General features: G+C 45.3%; 25 protein-coding genes and 1 other annotated feature. Of the genes, 2 read left to right on the top strand and 23 right to left on the bottom strand.

The annotated features are described in order from the left end of the window. Positions 1–136: 136 nt before the first annotated feature. From EL341_RS07585 to cydH, 20 genes are all read right to left on the bottom strand, one after another. Entirely contained in the window at positions 137–625 is a 489-nt protein-coding gene (locus EL341_RS07585) for an Hcp family type VI secretion system effector (RefSeq protein ID WP_047780839.1), read from the bottom strand. 10 nt (positions 626–635) lie between these two features. Further along, the gene (locus EL341_RS07580; RefSeq protein ID WP_126467472.1) at positions 636–2,351 is read right to left on the bottom strand and encodes an OmpA family protein; all 1,716 of its coding nucleotides are present in this window, start codon (positions 2,349–2,351) and stop codon (positions 636–638) included. 253 nt (positions 2,352–2,604) lie between these two features. Continuing rightward, positions 2,605–3,252, bottom strand: coding sequence for a type VI secretion system protein TssL, short form (gene tssL / locus EL341_RS07575; RefSeq protein ID WP_047781918.1), 648 nt, complete (start codon positions 3,250–3,252; stop codon positions 2,605–2,607). Next, on the bottom strand, positions 3,249–4,601 hold the full coding sequence (tssK, locus tag EL341_RS07570) for a type VI secretion system baseplate subunit TssK (RefSeq protein ID WP_114986526.1): 1,353 nt from the start codon (positions 4,599–4,601) through the stop codon (positions 3,249–3,251). The genes tssL and tssK overlap by 4 nt, the downstream gene beginning before the upstream one ends. Before the next feature lie 21 nt (positions 4,602–4,622). Next, positions 4,623–6,158, bottom strand: a complete 1,536-nt coding sequence (gene tssC, locus EL341_RS07565; RefSeq protein WP_047780836.1) for a type VI secretion system contractile sheath large subunit — start codon at positions 6,156–6,158, stop codon at positions 4,623–4,625. Positions 6,159–6,197: 39 nt separating this feature from the next. Beyond that, positions 6,198–6,710 carry a type VI secretion system contractile sheath small subunit gene (tssB, locus tag EL341_RS07560; protein ID WP_047780835.1) on the bottom strand — a complete coding sequence of 171 codons (513 nt, stop codon included), beginning with the start codon at positions 6,708–6,710 and terminating at the stop codon, positions 6,198–6,200. Between the two features lie 612 nt (positions 6,711–7,322). Continuing rightward, positions 7,323–8,090 (bottom strand): vitamin B12 ABC transporter ATP-binding protein BtuD, encoded by a 768-nt coding sequence (gene btuD / locus EL341_RS07555; RefSeq protein WP_074821462.1) that lies wholly within the window; start codon positions 8,088–8,090, stop codon positions 7,323–7,325. Further along, on the bottom strand, positions 8,074–9,075 hold the full coding sequence (btuC, locus tag EL341_RS07550; RefSeq protein WP_074821459.1) for a vitamin B12 ABC transporter permease BtuC: 1,002 nt from the start codon (positions 9,073–9,075) through the stop codon (positions 8,074–8,076). Before btuC ends, btuD begins: the two co-directional genes overlap by 17 nt. 93 nt (positions 9,076–9,168) lie before the next feature. Then, complete coding sequence (gene ihfA, locus EL341_RS07545; RefSeq protein ID WP_029095030.1) at positions 9,169–9,465, bottom strand: integration host factor subunit alpha; 297 nt, start codon at positions 9,463–9,465, stop codon at positions 9,169–9,171. Between the two features lie 4 nt (positions 9,466–9,469). Next, positions 9,470–11,857 carry a phenylalanine--tRNA ligase subunit beta gene (gene pheT, locus EL341_RS07540; protein WP_074821336.1) on the bottom strand — a complete coding sequence of 796 codons (2,388 nt, stop codon included), beginning with the start codon at positions 11,855–11,857 and terminating at the stop codon, positions 9,470–9,472. A 16-nt stretch (positions 11,858–11,873) separates the two neighbouring features. Then, positions 11,874–12,857, bottom strand: a complete 984-nt coding sequence (gene pheS, locus EL341_RS07535) for a phenylalanine--tRNA ligase subunit alpha (protein ID WP_047780831.1) — start codon at positions 12,855–12,857, stop codon at positions 11,874–11,876. A 97-nt stretch (positions 12,858–12,954) separates the two neighbouring features. Then, positions 12,955–13,076: a sequence feature (Phe leader region), on the bottom strand. Further along, complete coding sequence (gene pheM / locus EL341_RS17810) at positions 13,027–13,071, bottom strand: pheST operon leader peptide PheM (RefSeq protein ID WP_373876065.1); 45 nt, start codon at positions 13,069–13,071, stop codon at positions 13,027–13,029. Its footprint overlaps the feature before it by 45 nt. Before the next feature lie 150 nt (positions 13,077–13,226). After that, positions 13,227–13,583 (bottom strand): 50S ribosomal protein L20, encoded by a 357-nt coding sequence (rplT, locus tag EL341_RS07530; RefSeq protein WP_027273088.1) that lies wholly within the window; start codon positions 13,581–13,583, stop codon positions 13,227–13,229. A gap of 36 nt (positions 13,584–13,619) precedes the next feature. Further along, positions 13,620–13,817 carry a 50S ribosomal protein L35 gene (gene rpmI / locus EL341_RS07525; RefSeq protein WP_029095034.1) on the bottom strand — a complete coding sequence of 66 codons (198 nt, stop codon included), beginning with the start codon at positions 13,815–13,817 and terminating at the stop codon, positions 13,620–13,622. A gap of 96 nt (positions 13,818–13,913) precedes the next feature. Continuing rightward, positions 13,914–14,456 carry a translation initiation factor IF-3 gene (infC, locus tag EL341_RS07520; RefSeq protein ID WP_071845455.1) on the bottom strand — a complete coding sequence of 181 codons (543 nt, stop codon included), beginning with the start codon at positions 14,454–14,456 and terminating at the stop codon, positions 13,914–13,916. Between the two features lie 3 nt (positions 14,457–14,459). Beyond that, entirely contained in the window at positions 14,460–16,388 is a 1,929-nt protein-coding gene (gene thrS / locus EL341_RS07515; protein ID WP_074821332.1) for a threonine--tRNA ligase, read from the bottom strand. A 262-nt stretch (positions 16,389–16,650) separates the two neighbouring features. Then, positions 16,651–17,439 carry a DUF2071 domain-containing protein gene (locus tag EL341_RS07510; protein WP_074821329.1) on the bottom strand — a complete coding sequence of 263 codons (789 nt, stop codon included), beginning with the start codon at positions 17,437–17,439 and terminating at the stop codon, positions 16,651–16,653. Positions 17,440–17,512: 73 nt separating this feature from the next. After that, positions 17,513–18,385 (bottom strand): fructosamine kinase family protein, encoded by an 873-nt coding sequence (locus EL341_RS07505; protein WP_047780827.1) that lies wholly within the window; start codon positions 18,383–18,385, stop codon positions 17,513–17,515. Positions 18,386–18,589: 204 nt separating this feature from the next. Next, positions 18,590–19,135 (bottom strand): YniB family protein, encoded by a 546-nt coding sequence (locus EL341_RS07500; protein WP_047780826.1) that lies wholly within the window; start codon positions 19,133–19,135, stop codon positions 18,590–18,592. 175 nt (positions 19,136–19,310) lie between these two features. Continuing rightward, the gene (gene cydH / locus EL341_RS17805) at positions 19,311–19,400 is read right to left on the bottom strand and encodes a cytochrome bd-I oxidase subunit CydH (RefSeq protein ID WP_114986525.1); all 90 of its coding nucleotides are present in this window, start codon (positions 19,398–19,400) and stop codon (positions 19,311–19,313) included. Positions 19,401–19,699: 299 nt separating this feature from the next. Here cydH and purR point away from each other — a divergent pair, with 299 nt between their 5' ends. Both purR and EL341_RS07485 read left to right on the top strand, forming a co-directional pair. Next, positions 19,700–20,716, top strand: a complete 1,017-nt coding sequence (purR, locus tag EL341_RS07490) for an HTH-type transcriptional repressor PurR (protein ID WP_074821325.1) — start codon at positions 19,700–19,702, stop codon at positions 20,714–20,716. A 259-nt stretch (positions 20,717–20,975) separates the two neighbouring features. After that, positions 20,976–21,461 carry a hypothetical protein gene (locus tag EL341_RS07485; protein WP_074821323.1) on the top strand — a complete coding sequence of 162 codons (486 nt, stop codon included), beginning with the start codon at positions 20,976–20,978 and terminating at the stop codon, positions 21,459–21,461. Between the two features lie 80 nt (positions 21,462–21,541). Here EL341_RS07485 and htpX read toward each other — a convergent pair whose 3' ends face one another. The 3 genes from htpX to proQ all read right to left on the bottom strand — a co-directional run bounded on the left by htpX (position 21,542) and on the right by proQ (position 25,402). Then, on the bottom strand, positions 21,542–22,414 hold the full coding sequence (htpX, locus tag EL341_RS07480) for a protease HtpX (protein ID WP_047780823.1): 873 nt from the start codon (positions 22,412–22,414) through the stop codon (positions 21,542–21,544). Between the two features lie 230 nt (positions 22,415–22,644). After that, entirely contained in the window at positions 22,645–24,684 is a 2,040-nt protein-coding gene (gene prc / locus EL341_RS07475; protein WP_126467470.1) for a carboxy terminal-processing peptidase, read from the bottom strand. 19 nt (positions 24,685–24,703) lie between these two features. Next, a complete protein-coding gene (gene proQ, locus EL341_RS07470; protein ID WP_047780821.1) occupies positions 24,704–25,402 on the bottom strand; it encodes an RNA chaperone ProQ in 699 nt (232 codons plus the stop codon). Positions 25,403–25,460 lie beyond the last annotated feature (58 nt).

Below are 25,460 nucleotides of genomic sequence, written 5' to 3'. Positions count from 1 at the left end.
ATCGGTATTCGAGATGGATGCACCGGTAGAAATCCACCGGTGCATAGTGGTAATCCCAAAAGTCATTGGGACAGTAGCAAGGCAGTCAGTGATTCAGGTAAATAAACGCCGCTACTATTTCAAAGACGACGGGGATTTAACCGCGGCCTTCGTTCCAGCTGTCAGCGTGGATGATGTTGCCATCTTTGTAAGTCCACGTGATTTTTTCGTAGCGCACTTCCACTTCTTCCAAGTGGTTATAACGCTCTTTTGTTGGATCTTTGATGTTGTGCATCACTGGCTTAATAGAAACCACTTTGACGGTATCCATCATCGTGTTGAAATATTCAACTTCCTGACCAGCATCATCAATGGTGTACCACTTAATTTCCGCTGATTTCAGCGTTTGCCCCGTGGTCACCGCTTTGTATAAGTACGGTGATGATGCATCCACTTCTTTAACAAATGTCAAAGGAGCATGTACGCGAGTACCGGTTAACTTGCCGGTATTACCATCCGTTGGAATGTGAATTTTATGATCAAATTCAACGAGTTCAATACTACCTTCACGATTCTGAACCGTTACCGATCCCTTGATGTCTGCACCGCCATCATCTTTAATAAACAGATATGCAGGAATTGCCATTATTCTCTCCTTAGTTTTGTTGTAATGTTTGCTGCTGTTGCACCGACTGACAGGCCGATGCTTCCGGCACCAAACTGATTTCCACCCGGCGGTTAGCGGCTCTTCCTTCTGCTGTTGTATTATCAGCAATAGGTTGAGTCGCCCCATACCCCTGAATGGCGAAACAGGTTTTATCAATGTCACTGGTTTCGATCATCCAGTCGCGTACCGACTCTGCTCTGGCCAATGACAGTAATTGATTACGTTGCGGATCTCCGGTGATATCGGTATGACCCGAAACTAAAATCAACCATCCCGGTTTAGCTTTAATATTGATTAACGCGTCCACCAATACTTTGGTCGAACCGGTTTTCAACGCCGACTTACCGGTATCAAACAGTGACATACTGTCCAGACGCACCACTTTCGGTGCCTCTTCAACCGGCGGTGGCGGCGGTGGTGGAGGCGGCGGCGGTTGATAACTTTTAATCGCGATATCTAATGGGGCGATCAGCCTTGACCCTATATATAATCCGACGCCCAACCTTGCGGGTTCACCTTGCCGGTAATATTTATCCAACAGTGCCCGATCGACTTTCAGCACATTCAGACTGTCTAATTTGTCATCATAGCTATTCATCGGAATGCGGTGATAGGCTTGCAGATCGCCACTAATATTTTGCAATAACCGCGAGTTGTTATACGCCGAAGCAGCCATCGCTATCGCGGCAAACAGAGCGCTGAATATCAGTGCATGGCAGATCGCGCGCTTTTTGCCGGACATCGGGCAATAGACGGGCATCTGTTCCACCAGTCTTTCCGGTAAACTCATGGTTTGCGCTGACGCTAACGTGACGGGTAAAGATAACGTTGTAATATCCCGCAGATAACTACGCCAGCAGTTATCACTTACCCCTGAATGATTCACGTTCAGGCACGCTACCGCCCCCGGTATCCACTGGGGAACCGGTTGTTGAGTATCGCTAAGTACCTGAAGAACATGCTTATCCAGCCACTGCTGTAATGTTTCCAATACCACGGTTAAATGCTGGCGCTGGCAACGTTGTTTCTCGTCCCCCTGATGGCTCCACGACATCAATGAGGTTTGGCAATCGTCCAGTAGACGTATGCCTGAGCCCTGCTCATTCCACCAGAACCACTGTGGGACGTTAGTTTGCTCTCCCAGTTTGGCGTTTACCGCTAAATAACCCGGTAATGTATATCCACACGTTTTACTGGCATCCGCCCATGATTGACGGAAGGTTTGCAAGTATCCCGTCAGGGAGGCTTGGCTATCAAAGTGTTCTGGCATTAGGGTAAACAGCACCCCTATTCTTCCTGCCATCTCTGGCCAACGTCCGCTTAAAGCATCTGCGGTCAGAGAGAGTTCAGACACATCCGGTACGGCAATCCAGATACTCTTTCCGGTCACGACAACATGCTGGTTCTGTTGTTCAGCGAAATAACCTGCCGTTGCATTACCGGTGACCAATATCACCGGTAGCCGACGTCGTAGGCGTTCCGGTAATGTTTCTAATTGTTGTTCCAGCGCATCCAGATAAGGTGAAACATGCCTGATTTGCTTCGTATACCTTAAGGTGCGCCACCCTTTATATCCGCTGACCAACAGTGTCAGCACACAACCTATAACTACCCAGCCAGTCGGCAAAGGTAGAAAGAACAACAGCAACGCCAGACATAGACAGGTGGCGTACAGCAGTTGAACTCGCCAAGGGTAATCACCCACATTCACATCCTTAATTTCAATCCCACTTCGATTTGCAACGCAGGCCGTATCGCTGATGCAGGATCCCTTATCTCATTGATAAGATTGTTACCTTGATACCGGTTTAAGACTTTATTTCTCCTTTAACCCTGGTAACGGCGGCTTTTCCCTATTTCTGAGTAAGTTTTTTATCCTCTGTAAGACGGCTGAATAATTGCATTTGTTTTTATACCGACTCGTGCAGCAACAAAACCACCTAGCGTTATGCGTTCTGTTACAGCTGAGCCAGAATGCTTTCCAAGTGTTGACGCAGTAGCATAAACAGCAGTACCGCAACCATCAGCGCCACGCCGGTCCAAAACAACAAAGACGAGTTACGCCAAAAGCGTTTAGGCCCCATAAAGGTGTTCAACATCAGATCGCCATTACCGATCGGTTCTTTAGGCAACAGATCACGAACCTCTATTACCAGCTGCTCCCTTTCTTGCTGCGGCTGAGACAGATAACGCCCCTGAAATCCCAGGCCTAAAACGCGGTCATAACAGGCCAGTACCAGCTGCCCGCCTTCCGGATGGCGAATGCGCTGACGAATGCGTTCAAACAGTTCATCCCCCGCCTGATAGGTATTGAAAAACGTGACCTGCAATGGCACGCCCTGCCACACTTCATAACCTTCATCGCTATTGCGCAACAGAACGGTTTCATCCAATAACGCACAGGCGGCATAGCTGATATCGTCGATCACATCTTCACTGTACTGCTGCTCTGACAAACGCTGACGTAGCGTAGTAATCTGCGCTACGCAGCGTTTGTATAGCGCTTCCCCTTGTTCAACGACGGATCCTGCCCGAAGATGTACTACGGTCAGGGCGATATCGCGCAGCAGTTCGTCAATTGATACGGTGTTGAGGCTCTGGTTCATGATTTAAGTACCGCAAATAGTTCCAGTGAAACATCAGGCAGCGAACGCGGCACATAAAACTCACAGCAGCGCGCGGCCAACATGCTCTCTGCCGAAGAATGACTGAGATCCAGCGCAAAATATTGGTTATCAAGACGCAGCGGGATCGCCGCCGGAACGTGACTTAACGCTTTCAATGGAATGCCAGAGAGTGCTGAGTTGATAATCTGACTGACATCATCAGGCGAACCGACTTTGCACAGTACCGGGAATAGTTCCAACAGTTGATGAGCCGGTAACGATGAACGAACTGACAGATAGAAATCTGCGTCTTCCGTTAAACGATTATCCTGTAAACGGCCTGACCAGCGAGTACCGCGATCCTGAAGCAGTTCAATTGCAATCACCCGCGATGGCAGGCTGGCTTCCAGCAGTTGACCGATTAACTTAAACAGTGGTGGAAATACCTGATTCAACTGTTGATGTTGATAAGCCGGGATCGCCTCTACATCATGTTCCAACGAAAACGTCAGCAAAGCCCCAGCCAGAGAAACCAACTGTTGATAAAGCTGTTCCGGATGACTCACCGGAAACTGTTGCAGGAACTTAAGTAAAGGTTCGTGGCTGTTTAAGGCATTCAGCAGCCAGAACAGAGAAACATCAGCAACGGCAAACTCGGCCATTTGCTGATTGCGCTCCCGCCGCATGCCCATCAGACGTTGGCGTTTAGCCTGCACCTGAGTACACAGCATATCCAATGATTGCGTGAGTATCCCGTTGCTGGCCGTTAGGCTTAACATTGGTGGTAAGAACGCTGAATCAATGATGAATTGACCATTGGCATCACGCTTTAAACGCAGTATCGGACAGGTGAGATAATCCCCCTGCTCTTCAAAATCAAATAGCAACGTTAGCGCATAACGCTCAACTGCAATGGGTTCATTGCCCTGTCCAAACAGATCCTGAACCTCTATCCATTCCTGCCGATAACGCAATGGCCGTTCAGAATAGCTACCTTCCTGATGGCAGTTACCGCCGTTGGCGTGCAACAACGGTAGGCCTAGCAAAACCGTAACCTCGTTACGGTTAGCAGGAATGCTCTGAGTCAGATCCCGAGCCGGTGGTAAAGCATCGGATACATCCGTATCAATCCAGCTACCGTCAGGAAAACGTACACTTAAGCTGTCGGCATTCAACCGATTTAACGACAGGGCTTGAGTGTCGAACGCAACGCGCTGGACACCCCAAGGATTTGCCAGACAAAGTCTGGCAATCTGATCGTTACTAAACGCTTCCCATCGACTCTGTTGCTGGAACTGCTCCGGCGACAGAAACGCACCTTCACTCCATAGCGGGCGGTGGATCTTCATTATTTCAAACTCCAGATAAAATTAAGCCTTGGCCTTTGGCATTTGGGAAACCATTGATAGGTTTATATCCATGCCTTCAATCTGGAAGTGAGGGATAAGGAAGGTCTTCACGCGGAAGAAGCCTGGGTTGTCGTCGATATCTTCAACGATAACTTTTGCCTGACGCAACGGATGCGACGCCTGAACTTCATCGCTTGGATCGGTCATTTCTGTCACCAGATTATTGATCCAGGCATTCAGCTCCAGCTCAAGCACACGACGGTCTTTAGTTGCACCGATGTTTTCACGCTGAATTACTTTCAGGTAATGGGCAATACGCGATAACAGGAAAATATACGGTAAGCGTGAGTTAATGCGGCTATTGGCCGTGGCTTCTTTTGTGTCATACAGCGCAGGTTTCTGAGCCGAGTTAGCAGAGAAAAAGCAAGCGTAGTCACGGTTTTTGTAAAACGACAGGGGAATAAAGCCCAGATTAGCAAATTCAAACTCGCGAGTTTCTGGAATCAGAACTTCCGTTGGAATCTTAACCTGATTACCCGTGCCTAGGTCATATAAGTGAATTGGCAGATCGTCTACCAAACCACCGGCCTGAGGGCCACGAACCTGCACACACCAACCGTTACGCACAAAGCTTTTCACCATATTGGCCGCAAAAGCAAAAGACGCATTGGTCCACAGATAACGCTCGTGATCTGGACCTTTCACCTGCTCGATATAGTTAAAGTTACGCACTGGTACCGTATCCGGACCATAAGGCAAGCGTGCCAATACGCGAGGCAACGTTAAGCCGACATAGCGCGCATCATCGGTATCGCGGAAGCTCTTCCACTTGGTGTATTCAGCACGATCGAAGTAGTTAGCAATATCTTTAATCGCTGCCACTTCTTCCATATTTTCTTTGCCGAAAAATGCAGGGCCAACCGAAGCAATAAACGGCATGTGTGCAGCAGCAGCAACTTTGGAAATATTACGCAGTAAGGCAACGTCTTGTGGGCCACGGCCAAACTCATAGTTGGAAATCGTTACGCCAATCGGCTCACCACCTGGGGTGTCGTATTCCTGAATGTAAGTATGGCGATAGAAACCGGTCTGAATGGTTTCTGGTGCATCTTCGAAATCTTGCTGTAAAGCCTCTTTGGAAGCATCCAGTACTTCAACTCTGACGTTACGACGGAAGTCAGTACGATCGACCAAGAACTTCAAGCCACGCCATGCGGATTCAATCGCTTGGAATTCTGGATGGTGCATGACCGCATCCAACTGCTCGCTGAGCTGTTTATCGATCTGACTAATGTGGAAATCCAGCAGGCTTTTATCTAACTTATCCACTTTCTGCGCTGATTGCTGAACCATGTTCAGAAATACGTTTACCGCCATCGTTACGCGCTCATCCGCTGAAGCTTCAGCTAACGCGTCGTTATCCTGAAATTTATTGATGTCGTCAAACTGGTTAACCGGCGTCAGGTTAATTTTATCAAACAGCGATTGATAAACGCTGCTGGCATCTTTTACTACGGTACTTCCTGACTTTGCAGAACTGGTATTTTGAGTAGACATAAAACGATCCTTATTAAATACGTATCAGAAAAACATCAATTACTGAGGTTCATTGCCATTAGGCAAAGAACCAATTGCGGCTAATTCCGCACGTAATTCGTCCGATAATTGTTCATCTTTCAAGATACGTTCCAGTTCCAAACGGAATGTCGCGTTATCTAATAAATTAGATTTGAGGTCGCGTAATAAATTACGCATAGCGAGTAATGAACGCAGTGCCGGTATTTGTTTCGCAACCTGCTCCGGTTCAAAATCTTTCATGTCTTTAAAGTTTAATGAGACATTAGTTTCAGAATCATCCCCAGCTAAAGTATTTTTGATGGTTAACTTAGCCTTAGGATTTAAATCGGCGAGTACCGCATTGAAATTATTTTTATTAATGGAAATCTTTTCTCGTTCAGCAATAGGTCGGTTTTCCTGACCGTGGCTGTAGTCTCCCATTACTAATATTTTCAGAGGTAATTCAACTTTCTTCTGTGCACCACCGGTGTGAAGATCCAGTTTAATATTAACGCGTGCTGCTGGAACTTCATTTTGAAAACTATCAGCCATAATTCTATTCCCGATCCCTTTAGTAGGTAAAATACACCACAACTACCTTCCCTATTCCCTATGTATCACTATCTGAAATATCCGACGCTGCGGATGAGGTCATTCCTCATGGTCAATAACAGTGGCTCCGCTTATTGGTTAATAATCTAAATTTTTAGAAACTACTTATGACGCTTATTTAAATATCCCCTAATCATAAAAATAAATAAGAGATAACCTTACTCGCATTAAGATTTGGTGGTGTTTATATCAAAATAGCAATGCGTTGGATACCTGTCAACATTGACAGGTATAATTATAAGAGACTCAAATATGATATTTTTTTAATTTCTTAAAAAAACAACAAAATAACAAATCAAAGGAATAAGATAGATAAGATTAATTCAAAACAACAACAAGCAGACCAATAAAACCATTGTTTAATATAGAAAAAAATCATAAAAAACATATGTGAGAAGTTAATTAAAATAGCTTGGCGAGATTAATAAATTTATTTATTAACAATAATGGATTTAATAATATGAAAATTCAAACGATTTCATTCTAATAAAGATTATAAATTCAATATCTTACTTTTTTATTATTTACCAGCGTATTGATCAATATTTTTTACTAATCAATGCTGTTTTTCTCCACCGGTATCAACCAACTCAGAGAATTCGTCTGAAAAAGCTCGAAACCGATATTAAATACATTTTCCAGAGTTTTTGGCTTCATAACCTCTGCAGTAACCCCAGCAGTCATTAAACTTCCGTCATGTAGTAACCAAGCCTCATCTGCATGATGCAAGGTATGATTAAGATTATGGGCACTGACAATGGCCGTTCTCCCCTCGGCACAAAACTGCATAAGTAGCCCGTCGAGTGCCGCCTGCTGTGCCACATCCAGATTGTTCATCGGCTCATCAAGCAATAACAATTGCGACTCAGAATTGAGCGTTGGCCAGACCTGTAGAAAAATAGCCGCCAGACGAACCCGCTGCCATTCTCCACCGGAAAGTTTGGTTAATGGGCGGCTAAGCTTATCAGCTAAATCTAAGCGTTCAGCTAAAAAAGCCACAGTCTGTTCAGTGGCTTCCACTGAGGCATTCTGCGGCTGATGTAGGGCAATATACTGAAAAACCTGCATCATCGAGGCATTTTCCTGCTGCTGGCTCAAATACCCGCGTAAACGGGCAAGTTGCAGACCCGAGCAGCGAGCAATATCACGCCCCGCTAATTCAGCTTTTCCCTGATACGTTAATAGACCGGCCATCACGGCCAATAAGGTACTTTTACCCGCGCCATTTGGCCCTATAAGGTGGATAAGCTTTCCCTTGCTGGCAGAAACATTGATCCCCGACAGCCGTGATGACAGACTGATATCAGTAAGTTTTAGCATTTCGTAATAACATCCAGATAAAAAGCGGTGCACCAATGGTTGAGGTAATCACCCCGATCGGTAATTCTGCAGAAGAAAGCGCAATACGCGAGACTAAATCGGCAAGCAAGAGCAAGCCAGACCCCGCTAACGCACAGCCGGTTAATAAATATCGATGGTCGGTAATCCCAATCAGTCTAAGCATATGTGGGATAATCAGCCCGATAAAGCCAATAATGCCCGCCAGCGCTACGCTAACGCCAACCGCCCAGGCGATAATCAGCACAAATATATTGCGCCAGATAACCAGCGGAATACCTAATTGGCGCGATTGAGTCTCCCCCAGTGATAATAGGTTCAGTTTATTGCCCTGATAAGATAGCCAGACAATGGCCGGCACCAGAGCCAATATTAACCATTTTTGCTGCCAGCCAATGCCGCCAAAGCTGCCCATGAGCCAATACAACAGCTGACGTAAATCCATACTGGAACTGAAATAAACCGCCCAGGTCATAATGGCGCTACACACAATGCCCAGCGCAAAACCGATTAATAGCAGGCGAGCGCCAGGTAATAATCGGCGACGGGACAGGCCCAACAGAATCAGCGTTAATACTAACGCACCAATAATCGCATTCATGCTTAATAGCCAGACCGGCATTAAACTGCCGCCTAGCAGGATAGTCAGCACCAAAGCAACGCCAGCACCGTTAGCCACGCCAAGTAAACCCGGTTCTGAGAGCGGATTATCAAAAAGTGACTGCATTACCGCACCCGACATCGCCAAGCCAGCACCAACCACCATTACCGCCAGCGTGCGTGGAAGCCGTAATTGCCAGACAAACAGCCGCGCTTCTTCACTTAACCATTGGTTTGGCGGAAGCCAAATATCCCCAACGGATAAGCTAATCACTGAAACAACGGCCAGCAATAAACCAAACAGATAAAGCTTTAATTTATCCCGTTGACGTTGTTTTTGTTGAAGCTGTGTGAAGCGCTGTCCCATAGTGCGATGACATTCTCTGATAATAAAAATATTGAATAACTGATGATACAAAAGAAAAAGGCCGCATGCGCGGCCTTTTTAGGTCTGATCTCTTTACTCTTTAGGTGTGGCGTTTTCAACCCGGCTCTTCAACTTCTGCCCCGGACGGAAAGTCACTACCCGGCGTGCAGTGATTGGGATGTCTTCGCCTGTTTTCGGGTTACGACCCGGACGTTGACTCTTATCACGCAGGTCAAAATTACCGAATCCGGAAAGTTTGACTTGTTCACCATTTTCCAAAGCTTTGCGAACTTCCTCAAAGAATAATTCTACGAGGTCTTTAGCATCTCGTTTGCTTAAGTTAAGTTTCTCGCATAAGTGTTCAGACATTTCAGCTTTAGTAAGCGCCATAGGTTCAATCTCTCAAGGATGCTTGGAATCGCTGTTTCAATGCCTCTACGCATTCTGCAACCGTAGCGGCAATTTCCTCTTCTTCTAACGTACGCGTGGTATCTTGCAGCGTAAGACTGATGGCTAGACTCTTGTAACCCTCTGCTACGCCCTTACCACGGTATACGTCAAATAAGTTTACGCCAACCATCTGATTTACGCCAACTTTTTTGCATAATTCTAATACATTGGCAGCAGGTACGCTTTCAGCCACTACAATTGCGATGTCACGACGGTTCGCCGGGAAGCGGGAAACCTCTGTAGCCAGCGGCACACGGCGGTTTGAGACTTTATCCCATAACAGCTCGAACACCACTGTACGACCATTGAGATCGAGCTTACGCTCCAGCTCAGGATGCACTACACCGATGTAACCAATGCGTTCACCATCTAAATAAATGGCGGCGCTTTGTCCCGGATGCAGTGCTGGGTTTGCTTCGACTCTAAATTCAATCTCAGACAATTTACCCGTTAATTCTAATACCGCCTCAAGATCGCCTTTTAAATCATAGAAGTCAACTGCTTCCCGCGCAAGGTTCCAGTGTTCTTCATATCGATTTCCTGCAATCACCCCGGCTAACATTAATTCCTGTCTGACGCCTAATTCTGCTTTTTCATCAGGAACAAAACGTAATCCGCTTTCAAACAGGCGCACACGTCCCTGTTGACGGTTCTGATTGTAGACCACCGATGTCAGTAATCCGGTCCATAACGAGAGGCGCATTGCTGACATCTCAACGGAAATAGGACTCGGCAGAATTAACGCTTCCTGTTGAGGATGCAGGAAGTTTTGGATTTTTGGATCAACAAAACTATAGGTAATCGCTTCCTGATAGCCACGATCGACCAACAACGTCTTCACGCGGCGTAACGACAGCTCAGCTTCACGATGTGAGGTCATGACTAAATCAGCGCGTAATGGTACATTCGGGATACTGTTATAGCCGTATACGCGAGCAACCTCTTCAATCAGATCTTCTTCGATCTGCATATCGAAACGCCAACTTGGTGCTATTGCAGTCCAGCTATCGCCGTTAAAAGTAACGTCACAGCCTAAACGAGTCAGAATATCGCTAACTTGCTCATCAGAAATCACATGGCCGATTAATCGATCCAGTTTATCGCGGCGTAATTGGATAGTGGCTGGTTTTGGTAGCTTATCCTGATTAGTCGCATCAATAACCGGTCCCGCTTGACCACCGCAAATATCCAGCAGCAAGCGCGTTGCACGTTCTAGTGCGCGCTCCTGAAGCGCAGGATCAACACCACGCTCATAACGATGGGAAGCATCCGTATGCAAACCAAAACGGCGTGCACGGCCGGCAATCGCCAATGGATTGAAATAGGCGCTTTCCAGGAAGACATCTTTGGTTTCTTGATTCACACCAGAGTGTTCACCACCAAAAATACCGCCCATTGCCAGCGCTTTTTGACCATCGGCAATCACCACGATATCGTCATTCAGCTTAACGCTATTGCCATCCAGCAGGACCAATTCTTCATTGGCTTTCGCCATACGAACCACGATGCCGTTATCAATGCGATCCAGATCGAAAGCATGCATCGGGTGGCCCAGCTCCAACAACACATAGTTGGTGACATCAACCACCGGATCGATAGAACGAATACCGCAACGGCGCAGTTTCTCTTTCATCCATAGCGGCGTAGCGGCTTTAACGTTGATACCTTTCACCACACGACCTAAATAGCGTGGGCAAGCATCCAGAGCCTCAACCTTGATCGAAATAACATCCTCAATCGTCGGTGCCACTGGAGACATATCTGGCTGATTCAACGGCAGCGCATTGATTACCGCAACATCACGGGCAATACCGATAATGCCCAGACAGTCAGCGCGATTTGGCGTAATGCTAATTTCGATAGTTGCGTCGTTGAGTTTAAGATATTCACGTACATCCTGACCAATTGGCGCATCTTCTGGTAACTCAATAATACCGTCATGATCATCGCTGATACCAAGCTCAGAAAAAGAGCACAGCATACCTTCCGATGGCTCACCACGTAATTTAGCCGCCTTAATTTTAAAATCGCCGGGTAATACCGCACCAACGGTGGCGCAGGCGACGGTCAAACCTTTACGACAGTTTGGTGCACCACAGACGATATCCAGCAGTTTATCGGCACCGACATCGACCTTAGTAACGCGTAATTTATCCGCATTTGGGTGCTGACCACATTCCACCACTCGGCCAATCACTACGCCAGTAAACTCACCGGCTACTGGCTCAACACCATCGACCTCTAAACCGGCCATGGTAATTTGTTCTGACAGTTGGTCACGACTAATTGCAGGGTTTACCCATTCACGCAACCAGGATTCACTGAATTTCATGTTTTGGCTCCCGCTATTATTTAAATTGTTTCAGGAAACGAAGATCGTTTTCAAAGAAGGCGCGTAAATCAGTGACGCCGTAACGCAGCATGGTTAAACGTTCCATTCCCATACCAAAAGCAAAGCCAGAATAGATTTCCGGATCGATTCCTACGCTACGTAAAACGTTTGGATGAACCATACCGCAACCTAATACTTCCAGCCATTTGCCATTCTTACCCATGACGTCAACTTCCGCGGAAGGCTCAGTGAATGGGAAGTAAGATGGACGGAAGCGAACCTGCAGGTCTTCTTCAAAGAAGTTTTGCAGGAAGTCATGGATAGTGCCCTTCAGGTTAGTGAAGCTAATATCTTTATCAACAATCAGCCCTTCCATCTGATGGAACATTGGGGTGTGAGTTTGATCGTAGTCGTTACGATAAACTCGCCCTGGCGCAATAATGCGGATTGGTGGCTGTTGATTATTCATGGTGCGAATTTGCACGCCAGATGTCTGAGTACGCAGCAGACGCTTAGCATCAAACCAGAAGGTATCGTGATCGGCACGTGCCGGATGATGACCAGGAATATTCAAGGCATCAAAGTTATGATAATCATCTTCAATTTCCGGGCCATTCGCTACCGCAAAGCCCAGTTCACCAAAGAAGTCAGCAATACGGTCAATAGTACGCGTAACTGGATGTAACCCGCCGTTTTCCATGCGACGCCCCGGTAGAGAGACATCGATAGTTTCTTCAGCCAAGCGGGCATTCAGCGCCGCTGATTCCAGCATGTGTTTACGCGCATTTAGCGCATCCTGCACCTGTTGTTTGGCCTGATTGATAACTTGTCCTGCGGCAGGACGGTCTTCAGCGGGGACATCGCGTAACGATGTCATTTGCAGCGTCAGGTGACCTTTTTTGCCTAAATATTCCACGCGAACTAAATCTAACGCGGCAACATCATGGGCTTCTTCTATAGCGGCCTTTGCATTGGCAACCAGTTCAGCGAGATGTGGCATTATTTTCCTCTTCTTCCGGCTCTGGAGTTCCGATATCAGATATGAAACCCGGTTATATGTATAAAACGATCGATATTAACTAACGAAATCTTCAGGCAATAAAAAAGCCTCCTTTAGGAGGCTTTAGGCGCTAGTTTTCGTTTCTTCTCTTACGCGCAAGCCTCCTGATTCAGGAGCTAAAGAAAAAGAAGAAACGGAAAATAGCAGAATTCATACTTGCGTTACCTTGTACTGACTAAAATTGGTTTTAAAATTAAGCGGATAAATAATATTGCTACCGACAATACTATGAATTCTCTCTAATTTCACGCGTTTAAATAAAATAATAAAAAGTAAAAGAGGGAGCTTTCACTCCCTCTTTTATCTGACTTACGCCAGAACTGATTTTGCTTTTTCAACTAAAGCAGCAAAAGCCACTTTGTCGAATACTGCGATATCAGCCAGAATCTTACGGTCGATTTCAACAGAAGCCTTTTTCAGACCATTGATGAAACGGCTGTAAGATAAGCCATTTTGGCGTGCAGCAGCGTTAATACGTGCAATCCACAGCTGACGGAACTGACGCTTACGTTGACGACGGTCACGGTAAGCATATTGTCCTGCTTTGATTACTGCCTGGAAGGCAACACGATATACGCGCGAACGGGCACCGTAGTAACCTTTCGCTTGCTTCATTATTTTCTTGTGACGTGCACGTGCAATTACACCACGTTTTACGCGAGCCATATGCTCTCTCCTATCGACTTATATCTGAGTTAAAAGTTATGCGTACGGCAGACATGCCACGACCAAGCCTAAATCTCCTTTAGAGACCAGACCTTTCGGACGTAAATGACGCTTACGCTTAGTTGCTTTTTTAGTCAGAATATGACGTAGGTTCGCATGCTTACGCTTAAAACCACCAGAGGCAGTTTTTTTAAAGCGCTTAGCTGCGCCACGCACAGTTTTGATCTTTGGCATTTTAAATATATCCACTTCGCATTGTTAATAAAACGAACCAGTTGGGCGAATAAAGCCCGAACGGCCTAAACCATTCGGGTTTACTACTTGTATGCCTTACTGTTTCTTCTTAGGGGCGAGCACCATCACCATCTGGCGGCCTTCAATCCTACTTGGGAAGGATTCAACCACTGCCAAATCGACCAGATCGTCACGGACGCGGTTAAGCACTTCCATACCGATCTGCTGGTGAGCCATCTCACGACCGCGAAAACGCAGTGTGATCTTAGCTTTATCACCCTCTTCCAGAAAGCGAATCAGGCTGCGGAGTTTTACCTGATAGTCGCCATCATCTGTACCAGGTCGGAATTTAATTTCCTTGATCTGGACAACTTTTTGTTTTTTCTTCTGCTCTTTCGTAGCCTTGCTCTTTTCATAGAGGAATTTGCCGTAATCCATCACACGGCAAACTGGCGGCTCAGCATTTGGGCTGATCTCAACCAGATCAATACCAGCTTCTTCTGCTTTTTGCAGCGCTTCATTCAGACTAACAATACCCAATTGCTCGCCATCGATGCCTGTTAGACGAACTTCACGGGCGCGAATCTCGTTGTTTATGCGATTAGGACGCGCTGTTTGAACTCTTTTTCCGCCTTTAATACCTTATTCCTCCAGTTGATTTAGACTACGACTGCGAATTTCTTGTTGCAGTTTTTCAATCACGTAACTCACGTCAAGACTACCTAAGTCTTTACCACGGCGGGTACGAACGGCTACTTTACCAGCCTCGACCTCTTTATCGCCGCAGACTAACATATAGGGTACACGTCTTAGAGTATGTTCACGGATTTTAAAGCCTATTTTCTCATTTCTCAAGTCTGCTTTAGCACGAATGCCCGCAGCCTGCAGTTTTTTTGTTAATTCGTTGACATAATCGGCCTGACCGTCGGTAATATTCATTACCACTACCTGCTGCGGTGCCAACCATGTCGGGAAGAAACCTGCACACTCTTCAGTCAAGATACCGATAAAGCGTTCTAATGAACCTAAAATAGCACGGTGAATCATCACCGGTACATGACGCTCGTTATCTTCACCGACGAAAGATGCGCTTAAACGCTCTGGCAATGAAAAGTCGAGTTGCACAGTACCACACTGCCATGCGCGATCCAAACTATCATGCAAAGTAAATTCAATTTTAGGACCGTAGAAAGCCCCTTCACCCGGCTGATAATCAAACTCAAGGCCGTTTGCGGTCAATGCTTCGGCCAAATCATGCTCGGCTCTGTCCCACACTTCATCACTACCAATGCGCTTTTCAGGACGAGTTGATAACTTAACGCTAATATTTTCAAAACCAAAAGTACTGTATAGATCATACACCATCTTTATACAGCTGGTTACTTCTGCCCGAACCTGATCTTCAGTACAGAAGATATGTGCATCATCCTGAGTAAAACCACGTACGCGCATTAAACCATGCAGTGAACCCGATGGTTCATTACGATGGCAGCTACCAAACTCAGCCATTCTTAACGGCAGGTCGCGGTATGATTTTAGCCCCTGATTAAAAATCTGCACGTGACCAGGGCAGTTCATTGGCTTAATGCAATACTCACGGTTCTCTGAAGAAGTGGTAAACATGGCTTCTTTATAGTTTTCCCAGTGCCCGGTTTTTTCCCACAGCACACGGTCCATCATAAATGGCCCTTTCACTTCCTGATAATCGTATTCCCGCAGCTTCATTCGTACAAACGCTTCCAGCTCACGGAAAATAGTCCAGCCATCATTGTGCCAGAATACCATTCCCGGTGCTTCTTCCTGCATATGATACAGGTCAAGCTGTTTACCGATTCGACGGTGGTCGCGTTTAGCCGCTTCTTCCAAGCGCAGCAAATAAGCGCTTAGTTGCTTTTTATCTGCCCAAGCTGTGCCGTAAATGCGCTGTAGCATCTTATTATTGCTGTCGCCGCGCCAGTAAGCACCTGACACTTTTTGCAGTTTAAAGTGATGGCAGAAGCGCATACTTGGCACGTGTGGACCACGGCACATATCGATATATTCTTCATGATGATACAACGCCGGGCGAGCATCACGGCTAATGTTTTCATCAAGAATACGTAATTTATAAATTTCACCTCGGGCTTCAAAGGTATCCCGAGCTTCCTGCCAGCTAACCGGCTGCTTAACGACGTTATAGTCTTTCTTAACCAGTTCCATCATCCGCTGTTCAAGCAGGTCCAGATCTTCCTGATTTAACGTTCTGTCGATATCAACGTCATAGTAAAAACCATTATCGATGGTTGGACCAATCGCCATTTTAGTATCAGGCCATAGTTGTTTGATGGCATGTCCTAACAAATGAGCGCAAGAGTGGCGAATAATCTCTAAGCCATCTTCATCTTTCGCGGTAATGATTTCTAATTTAGCGTCGTTCTCAATTAAATCACAGGCGTCAACACGAACACCATCAACACGACCGGCAATACAGGCTTTTGCTAAACCCGGGCCGATATCGCTAGCGATATCCATCACGGAAACAGCATGATTGTATTGACGTTGACTTCCATCAGGAAGAGTAATAACTGGCATGATAAGTCCTTAGTTACAGTGGTGACCCACACGAAAGATCACGTGTAAAATAATAATTTTAAATAAAATCAATGGATTGGTGCCATTTTTCGACTCACGGTTATCGAACGGCTCTCCAATGGTGCAGACACATTGATTCGATGGCCTATGCTTTATCCAAACGAACGACAGATTTTAGCACTGAGATTAGTGAGTTAATAGTACAAATTGAAAAAAACCTTGACAGAAAAAGGGATAGCGACACATTTCATACCGAGTAGCATTAATCTATCGTTCGCGGAGGAAGATAGACGGTAAATTCATTGAGAGGTTCCATCAATACGCTATAAGGCGTTTGCTGTTCAGCCTCAGTCACCAGTCCAAGTCGAGTCAACAAACCAAAACACGCATAACCTAACCTGCCGGGTTTCACATTTAGCCGTTGATGCCAAACGCGATAACTCCCTAACTTACCATCCCGGCGATAGTAAAATCCCGTTAATGGATGAGTTAGGTAAACCATGCCGCTCTCCAAGTCAGGAAAGCCAGGAAGTGAAATCACATCATCCACATCCTGAGTGAGTTCCAAACGAGCCGGTGCCCACTCGGCACGTGTTTCCATGCGATATTTCAGATAGCGAGCTTGTTGATGGCTATATTCACAATCAAAACTGACATCTCCGCTATACCACGGCAAGTTCCATAATAGTCGAGGAACAAACAGTGCCCAGGAATCCAGCGTCGTCCCTAAAAACCAAACGCATTTTTCTTCCGTTAGCGTATCAACAACATAAATACGATAGTTGGTTTGTCCCATAGTAAATTTAGGGAATGGATAAACGGCGGAAGTAAAATCAATATCGACAAAAGGAACGACGGACAATAATCCTTTCTCTTGCCCGTCAATCACCACCGTATCTAACTTAAAACGCTCGGGTATCAGCCCTTCAAAACGATTGGGCGTAATGGCATAGGTAATAATTGAAAAATGTTGCAGGCTACATATAACATCGATACCCGCTGGCTGAGGCCGAGGATGTAAAAAATCCCGAAATAATTGAGGCGCCTGCACACTCTCTCCCTAAAGCTGTGCTGCTGAATAACCATGTCTGCCAGAATATCACTCCGGCAGACACAATAATTAACTATTTTAGTTCATCACCAAACAAACACTCCACCGCCTGCCGAGCCGTTTCGATATATTCTCCACCAAACAGGTTAGCCCGATTTAATAAATAGTAGAGTTGATATAACGGCTGTCGATCTATAAAGCTGGCGGGCAACGGCCAAATACTCTGATAGCCATCATAAATTTGTGCTGGCAAATCAGGATAAAGCGGTAACATGGCCAAATCACATTCACGATCGCCCCAGTAACAAGCCGGGTCAAAAATGAATGCCCCTGCGGCACTAACCCCACAGTTTGCTGGCCACAGATCCCCGTGAAGTAATGATGGTTGTGGATGATGGCTTTTCAAACGATGGCTAACTATCGCAATAATCTGCTCAATATCACCATAATGCAGCCCTTTTTCATTAGCTAACTGAAGCTGCCAACCGATACGTTGTTCGGCAAAAAACACATTCCAGTAGCGCTGCCAGCGATTCGGCTGGGGAGTGGTCGCTAAATCACTGTCAAAATCCAATCCAAACTGCGGCTGATCGCTCCACTGATGTAATCTGGCCAATTGCTGCCCCAGACAGTAGGCATGATGGGCATCCAATGGTTTTAAAGGAAGATACTCAAGCAGTAGAAAACTGTAATCCCGGTCATACCCTACCCCATAAACTTGCGGAACGCGGACGGTTCCGCTCTTGGCTAAGGCACTAAGTTGATCGGACTCAGCGGTGAAGATGGGCAAAAGATCCCGGGTATCGTACTTAACAAAAACGTCGGTTTTTCCGTTAGTGACTCGACGTGCCCGATGAATATCTCCTCCAGACAACTCCTCCTTTTCAGTAATTGTATAAGTTTCACCCAAATGTTCACTCAATAAACGACTGACGGATTGCCACATGACATCACCCCAAGGTTATGATCAAGATATTCTCAGGTTAACCGTTTGATTCCAGAGAAACTTCGATCCAATGCACAGCTTTAGGTTAAACATGACGTTTAATTTCGATATGCATCTTGCTGGCGCTGATATTAACGAATTTATCAACATAGCCGGCGCGCATGCCGACTATGTCTATTAAGCGTAGAAGCTATTGGTGGATTATTAAAGCAGATTGATGAAGTACAGGATGATATAGATAAAAATACCCCAAAAAACCGGAGCAACATATAACAGACCAAACTGAGCAAAAATTGAGGTATTCGGTATCGAAATCAGTTTTTGCAGTTCTTCACGGGAACGAGCCTGATCGCCGTTCATCGCCTCTAAAATGGCTCTTTCTGTCACGCCTTCACGCACGTTATGTATCCGTTTAAACAAACGGATGCCGGACGCACTCAAAGCCAAGCCGACAAACATCAACAGAAAGATCACCATAAACCAAAGACTGTTACTTGATGACCAATTACTAATATCCGGTACCGGTGAGCTCACCCAGAATGACTCAAAAAATGAGGTGTACTGGCGAACCATCTTAATAATAACCTGCAGGAAATCCATAATGGTTGCGGTCATTTCCTGCATATTGGTCTTCGGTTCAATCAGATATTTTAATACTGAAATAACCGTCGATATCAGTGCTGGTATAAAAATTACAATCCCTGCAATACGTTTCAGTAACGCAACCGCACTGGCCTGATGGTGAGTCATTCTGCCTCCATGTTGAAACACCGATTTTTCATCAATTTGATAACAAAAAAATTATGTTCCACGCTGAAGGGAACATAATTTAATAAAAAATCATAATGGCCGGACACGCGCCGATAGATATTAGCCCACAAGCTAACATTCTGGACGTGATATCAGGCCATAAAGTTAATTATTTTTAGTGTGTTACAGCAATTAAGCTATAAGTAACAATAACAGCTAATGCAAATACAACAGTGCTCAGGGACCATTTTAATTCAGCTGACATCTCTTATTTTCCTTCCTCAAAAAACTGTCTAGCACTCAGATGTTTTTGGTCTGCATACAAAAAATACCCATATCAGCCAGAATCTCCATGATATCTCTTTGACATTTGTATTAAATGCGCCAAAATTCACCGCTTATTATCACTGAACCAACCAACTTAAGTTAAAATCAGTGATATATAACAAATTCTATACCGTTTTGCTTTTAATGTGTAATTTGTTTATCAAAAGAAAAAGCAAACGTTAACTTATCTGCTTACACTGTAACGGATACTGTGTAAGTTTAGGAGAACTCTGTCTTATGGCAACAATAAAAGATGTGGCAAAACATGCCGGCGTCTCAACGACAACCGTCTCCCACGTTATTAATAAAACACGTTTCGTCGCTGACGATACCAAAGCCGCCGTTTGGGCCGCGATAAAAGAATTAAGCTATTCACCCAGCGCCGTTGCCCGTAGCCTAAAAGTCAATAACACCAAAACCATTGGTCTACTCGCCACATCTAGCGGTTCCCCCTATTACGCTGAAGTCATTCAGGCGGTCGAAGCGGCATGCTATCAAAAAGGCTATACGCTGATCCTTTGCAATACCCAGAATGATTTAGAAAAACAACAGGCTTATCTGGCGATGCTGGCACAAAAACGCGTCGACGGACTATTGGTGATGTGTTCAGAGTATCATCCCCCACTATTGAGTCTGCTACAGGAATATCCGCATATTCCGATGATGGTTATGGACTGGGGCAAACACAGCGATTTTACCGATAACATTGAAGATAATGGTTTCCAGGGGGGATATCTGGCAACCCGTTATCTGATTGACCGCGGTCACCGGGAAATTGCTACTATCACCGGTCAGTTAAATGAATTCACCGGGCGTGAACGCCACAAAGGTTTTCTGCATGCACTCAAAGAGGCAGGGATCACTATTCCTGATGAGTGGATTATTGAAGCCGACTTCCAGCCGCAAGAAGGCTATGACGGTATGATGAAAATCCTCAATACCAAACAACGTCCTACTGCCCTATTTTGTGGTGGGGATGTTATTGCCATGGGAGCACTTTGTGCAGCAGGTGAAATGGGTTTAAGAGTGCCGGACGATATATCGGTGATCGGGTATGATAATATTCGCAATACCCGTTACTACAATCCGCCGTTAACCACTATTCAGCAACCTAAAGAGAGTCTGGCTGAAATGGCGCTAGATATGTTGTTAGACAGAATCATCAATAAGCGTGAAACCTATCATTCAATTGAGCTACACCCTGAATTAGTGGAGCGTAACTCTGTCGCTGACGGCCCTTATTTAAACAAGTAATCTGCTTTACTTTACCCCACTATTCATTGATGGTGGGGTATTACTTCCAGTATTCCTTCACTTAAAATCATTTAGATCAATAAATTACAATCCAATCCATCATCAATGTAGTCAAGGAAACATGAGTTGATTGATTCAACGCTATTGGTTACCTATAGTTAAAGAGATACACTGGTCTTATTCGGAATCTATTGTTCTTCAATAAAGGCTCTAATCTCGATAAACCCGTTTGCTACACTCATTATCAAGTGGTGAAGCTATGACATCACTCTATCTCTATCGTAATGTGCTACGTAACCTGCTGGTCATCACCGCAAGTATGACTCTGATGGCCTGCTCTTCCGTTAATCTACCAATCTTTAGCGCATCCCGTGTTCAACTTCGTTCCATTGAATTAAGCGTGACCGATAAGGTCAACGAAGGCCGCCCACTTAACGTAGATTTTGTTGCCGTTAACGGTGATCATTTAACAAAACAGTTAGAGAACCTGACGTCTGCACAATGGTTCGCGGATAAACAACGCTGGCTAAAACAAAATCCTGGAAAACTATTTATCTGGCCGGTTAACATTGTTGCAGATTCACATACCACCATAAAAGACATACCACTTTATGGTCGCCCTGCCAGTAAAGTAATTATTTTTGCAGATTACCAGAGTAAAGGCGCACACCGACTAGAGTTAGATCATACCCTGCGTAACCCTAAGTTAGAATTCCGTAATGATGATGCCTATCTTTTTGAATAAATATATATCTGCTAATTGAATGGCATAAAAAATCGGGAAGCCCTAAGGCCTCCCGATTATCAATTAACGCGGTTTGATTATTACTTGAGATAAGTACCCGCGCGTAATGCTTCAATGCGCTTATCTAACGGAGGGTGAGACATAAACAGCTCACTAAATGTCTTTGGCTTACCGTTAATACAAAATGCCATCATGGTTGACTCTTCCTGCGGTTCGTAACTGGTTTTTAGACGTTGCAATGCTGCAATCATCTTCTCACGACCCACTAAATTGGCTGAACCAGCATCCGCTTTAAATTCGCGATGACGAGAGAACCACATGGTAATGATGCTGGCCAAAATACCGAACACCAATTCCAATACCATCGAGACAACAAAATAAACCATGGTATTACCCGATGAACTTTCATTGTCACGGTTAAGAAAACCGGCGGCTACCTGCGCAATCAGTCGAGAAGCAAAGATAACGAAAGTATTCACTACGCCCTGTACCAGCGTCATCGTCACCATATCACCATTTGCGACGTGGCTAATCTCATGGGCCAGTACCGCTTCCGCCTCATCACGGCTCATGTTCTGCAATAACCCGGAACTTACCGCAACCAGTGAGGCATCGCGCCTTGCTCCAGTGGCAAATGCGTTAATATCAGGCGCGTGATAGATTGCTACCTGTGGCATGGCAATACCCGCCTGCTGTGCCTGACGTCTAACGGTTTCAACTAACCAACGCTCAACGTCATTGGCCGGTTGTTCAATCACTTGACCACCAACAGAACGTAATGCCATCCATTTTGACATTAATAAAGAAACGAATGCGCCACCAAAACCAAACAGACCTGCCATGATCATCAGGCCCTGCACGCTACGCCCCTGAATACCCGTTAGGCTCAGAACAATACCAAAAACCAGCATAACTGCGAGGTTTGTTAATAAAAATAACGCTATACGCATCATAAAAAGATAGTTTCCTTAGAGAAATAAAATGTTGTTTCTTACCATCCCGATCTTATGGGCTAATCTGCAAAATTCAAGGGTAAACAACAGTCCTATAACAAATAGATCATAACTTTACATTGGTGAGTGATTAAAATCACAATTCTTTCTTATTAAAGCGCCAATGATAAACAGTAGCAAAAAAATAAGGCGCTCAATAAGCGCCCTATTTTCTGCTATCTATTTAGCCATTACTTTTTCTGAACGGCTGCCGCATCACTCTTTTCTTGTGTGGCCAAATCCAGTGAAATCAATACGGTTTCATCCAGATAAGGATCGGCTTCTTTATAATCTTTCGGTAGATCTTCTAAAGTCTTCAGCGGCTTCTTACCTTCGCGAGTCAAACGGTCATTGATGCGTTTCAGACGAATGGCATCGTCCTCATTGCTCTCTTTCTCGCGCTGGGCATAGTTTAACGAAATTCTGCTACGTTTATCCTTATTAGCTTTATAACGTGCAATATCCTGCATAATAAACTGGAATTCCGGATCTTTAGCAATCCGTTCATCATGTTCTTTCTTCAGCGTAGGAATATAGCGCGATTCATCACCCAATAACGTATACGTGGCTTTATCAATACTATCCCATGGTAAAGCGTTATCTTCAAAGCTTTCCCCAGTTTCAACTGGATCAACACCCGTTGGCATAACGATATCTGGTGTCACACCCTTACGCTGAGTACTTCCACCGTTAATGCGATAAAACTTCTGAATAGTGTATTGAACAGACCCCAAATCTGGCCAGTCAGGACGCAGCATCTGATCGTAAATACGGTTCAATGCACGGTGCTGTTGAACGGTACCTTTACCAAAGGTAGGTTCGCCAACAATCAATGCCCGACCATAATCCTGCATAGCGGCGGCAAAAATTTCTGATGCCGAGGCACTAAAGCGATCGACCAAGACAACCAGCGGGCCTTTATAGTAAACAATACTATCGGTGTCGCTATCTTCACGCACCTTGCCATTATTATCTCGAACTTGAACCACTGGGCCGCTAGGAATAAACAGACCAGATAAAGAAACGGCTTCAGTTAACGCCCCGCCTCCGTTGGTTCTTAAATCGATAATAATACTGTCAACATTCTGCTTGGTCAGCTTCTGCAACTGGGTTTTGACATCTTCAGTTAACCCGACATAGAAGCCAGGGATATCCAGCACGCCGACCTTTTTCTTGCCAATCGTTTTTAGCGTCATCTTAACGGCACGATCTTCCAAGCGAATACGTTCGCGAGTCAGAACTACCGTTTTGGACTTGGCACCTTTGCCTGCAGGAAGGATTTCCAAACGGACTTTACTTCCTTTAGGACCTTTAATTAAGGCCACCACATCATCAAGACGCCAGCCGATCACATCAACCATTGGCTTATCTTGCTGTCCGACCCCGATAATCTTATCCCCAATGGCAATCGACTTACTTTTCGCCGCCGGACCACCGGCAACTAATGAGTTGATTTGGGTATAATCATCTTCCATCTGTAATACCGCACCAATACCTTCCAGAGATAAACTCATTTCAGTATTAAACTGTTCAGTATTACGCGGGGACAAATAGCTAGTATGCGGATCAATCTCACGGGCAAACGCATTCATAAAGGTCTGGAATACGTCTTCACTCTTGGCTTGGGTTAAACGCTTAATCGCTGACTGGTAACGTTTGGTCAAAATCTCTTTGATTTCTGGCCACTGTTTACCTGCCAACTTCAGGTTTAACTCATCATACTTAACTTTTTCGTACCAGAGTTTATCCAACTCTTCAGTACTGGTCGGCCAAGGTGATTTACTGCGGTCAACTTCAATGGAGTCATCACCATCAAACGTCATTGGCTTATCCAACAACGTTAATGCGTAATTCAAACGTTCAAAGCGGCGCTTTTGGGCATAGTTATATAACGCATAAGCGGTATCCAATTGCCCAGACTTTAACTCATCGTCCAATGCCGTTTTTTTATCGGCAAATGCCGCAACATCAGACGCCAGCAACACATTATGGCTAAAATCCAACATATTCAGATAACGATTAAAAATTTTCTCTGAAAATGCATCATCAAGTTCAAACTGACGATAATGTGAACGCGTGAACCGTGCAGTTACACGCTCACTCACCGTGGCATGTTGAGCTTCCTGTTTTAAATCGGGAAGTTGATCGATACGGTATGTCGTCTCTTTAGCATAACTTAATCCTGCGAGAAATAAGCTTGCAATGGCCGTTAACCGGACTAAGTTATTCATGCTCTGGCTGACCTCCAACTTAGAACTGTAGATGTTCTGCACGCACAAGCATTGCTAAACCTGAAGCCAGCTGTACCCGCACACCATCTTTTGCGATTTCGAGAACCGTTGCATCCATTGCGCTTTGACCAGCACGAACACGAACATTCTGCCCTGCTTTCAACGCAGCAATATCTGCGGCAGAAGCCGGACGAGATTTCTCCACCGGTTTAGCCTGAGCTTCAGCACGCACAGGAGCTGATTTAGCATTGGCTTTAGCCTGAGGCTGTGTACGAGAGGATGGCTGAGTTGGATTGGTACCCTGAGCCGATTTTTTAGCCGCCGGACGAGGACGACGTTTTGGCGCACTCTCACCCGCTTCTTTACGTTGTGCCGCACGCTGAGCCTGAACGCGAGCCTTGGCCTCTTCCAGCTGTTTGCGGGCATGTTCAACATGCTGCTCTTCCAGCATGCCACAATCAGCACCATCCAGATCAACACGCTGCGCATTGGATTTCAACCCATGCAAATAACGCCAACTGGAGGTATATAAACGTAAAGCAGTCCTTAATTGGGTTTTACTGAATAAGGTTTCTTCAGGCAGTCGTGTAACAACATCCTGAAAAATACCGATCTTCAGCGGCCGAGCTTCACCCTCAAGGGTAAAACACAGCGGGAACTTTTCCGCCAAATAGGCGATGACTTCTTTACTACTGTTCAACTTAGGTTGATTTTCCATGAAATTTCCTGATTACAACGAACTAACCCAAAAGCGCAGGCGTAGATTACGCGCCATT

The organism is Pragia fontium, from assembly GCF_900638655.1.
Lineage (GTDB): Bacteria > Pseudomonadota > Gammaproteobacteria > Enterobacterales > Enterobacteriaceae > Pragia > Pragia fontium.
Note: the sequence above shows the minus strand (reverse complement) of the source record. Positions and strands in the feature narration are given on the sequence as shown.

Coding starts and splice junctions, on each gene's coding strand:
- EL341_RS07585 (WP_047780839.1), bottom strand. CDS start 625: ATGGCAATTCCTGCATATCTGTTTATTAAAGATGATGGCGGTGCAGAC.
- tssL (WP_047781918.1), bottom strand. CDS start 3,252: ATGAACCAGAGCCTCAACACCGTATCAATTGACGAACTGCTGCGCGAT.
- tssK (WP_114986526.1), bottom strand. CDS start 4,601: ATGAAGATCCACCGCCCGCTATGGAGTGAAGGTGCGTTTCTGTCGCCG.
- tssC (WP_047780836.1), bottom strand. CDS start 6,158: ATGTCTACTCAAAATACCAGTTCTGCAAAGTCAGGAAGTACCGTAGTA.
- tssB (WP_047780835.1), bottom strand. CDS start 6,710: ATGGCTGATAGTTTTCAAAATGAAGTTCCAGCAGCACGCGTTAATATT.
- btuD (WP_074821462.1), bottom strand. CDS start 8,090: ATGCTAAAACTTACTGATATCAGTCTGTCATCACGGCTGTCGGGGATC.
- btuC (WP_074821459.1), bottom strand. CDS start 9,075: ATGGGACAGCGCTTCACACAGCTTCAACAAAAACAACGTCAACGGGAT.
- ihfA (WP_029095030.1), bottom strand. CDS start 9,465: ATGGCGCTTACTAAAGCTGAAATGTCTGAACACTTATGCGAGAAACTT.
- pheT (WP_074821336.1), bottom strand. CDS start 11,857: ATGAAATTCAGTGAATCCTGGTTGCGTGAATGGGTAAACCCTGCAATT.
- pheS (WP_047780831.1), bottom strand. CDS start 12,857: ATGCCACATCTCGCTGAACTGGTTGCCAATGCAAAGGCCGCTATAGAA.
- rplT (WP_027273088.1), bottom strand. CDS start 13,583: ATGGCTCGCGTAAAACGTGGTGTAATTGCACGTGCACGTCACAAGAAA.
- rpmI (WP_029095034.1), bottom strand. CDS start 13,817: ATGCCAAAGATCAAAACTGTGCGTGGCGCAGCTAAGCGCTTTAAAAAA.
- thrS (WP_074821332.1), bottom strand. CDS start 16,388: ATGCCAGTTATTACTCTTCCTGATGGAAGTCAACGTCAATACAATCAT.
- EL341_RS07505 (WP_047780827.1), bottom strand. CDS start 18,385: ATGTGGCAATCCGTCAGTCGTTTATTGAGTGAACATTTGGGTGAAACT.
- EL341_RS07500 (WP_047780826.1), bottom strand. CDS start 19,135: ATGACTCACCATCAGGCCAGTGCGGTTGCGTTACTGAAACGTATTGCA.
- cydH (WP_114986525.1), bottom strand. CDS start 19,400: ATGTCAGCTGAATTAAAATGGTCCCTGAGCACTGTTGTATTTGCATTA.
- purR (WP_074821325.1), top strand. CDS start 19,700: ATGGCAACAATAAAAGATGTGGCAAAACATGCCGGCGTCTCAACGACA.
- EL341_RS07485 (WP_074821323.1), top strand. CDS start 20,976: ATGACATCACTCTATCTCTATCGTAATGTGCTACGTAACCTGCTGGTC.
- htpX (WP_047780823.1), bottom strand. CDS start 22,414: ATGATGCGTATAGCGTTATTTTTATTAACAAACCTCGCAGTTATGCTG.
- prc (WP_126467470.1), bottom strand. CDS start 24,684: ATGAATAACTTAGTCCGGTTAACGGCCATTGCAAGCTTATTTCTCGCA.
- proQ (WP_047780821.1), bottom strand. CDS start 25,402: ATGGAAAATCAACCTAAGTTGAACAGTAGTAAAGAAGTCATCGCCTAT.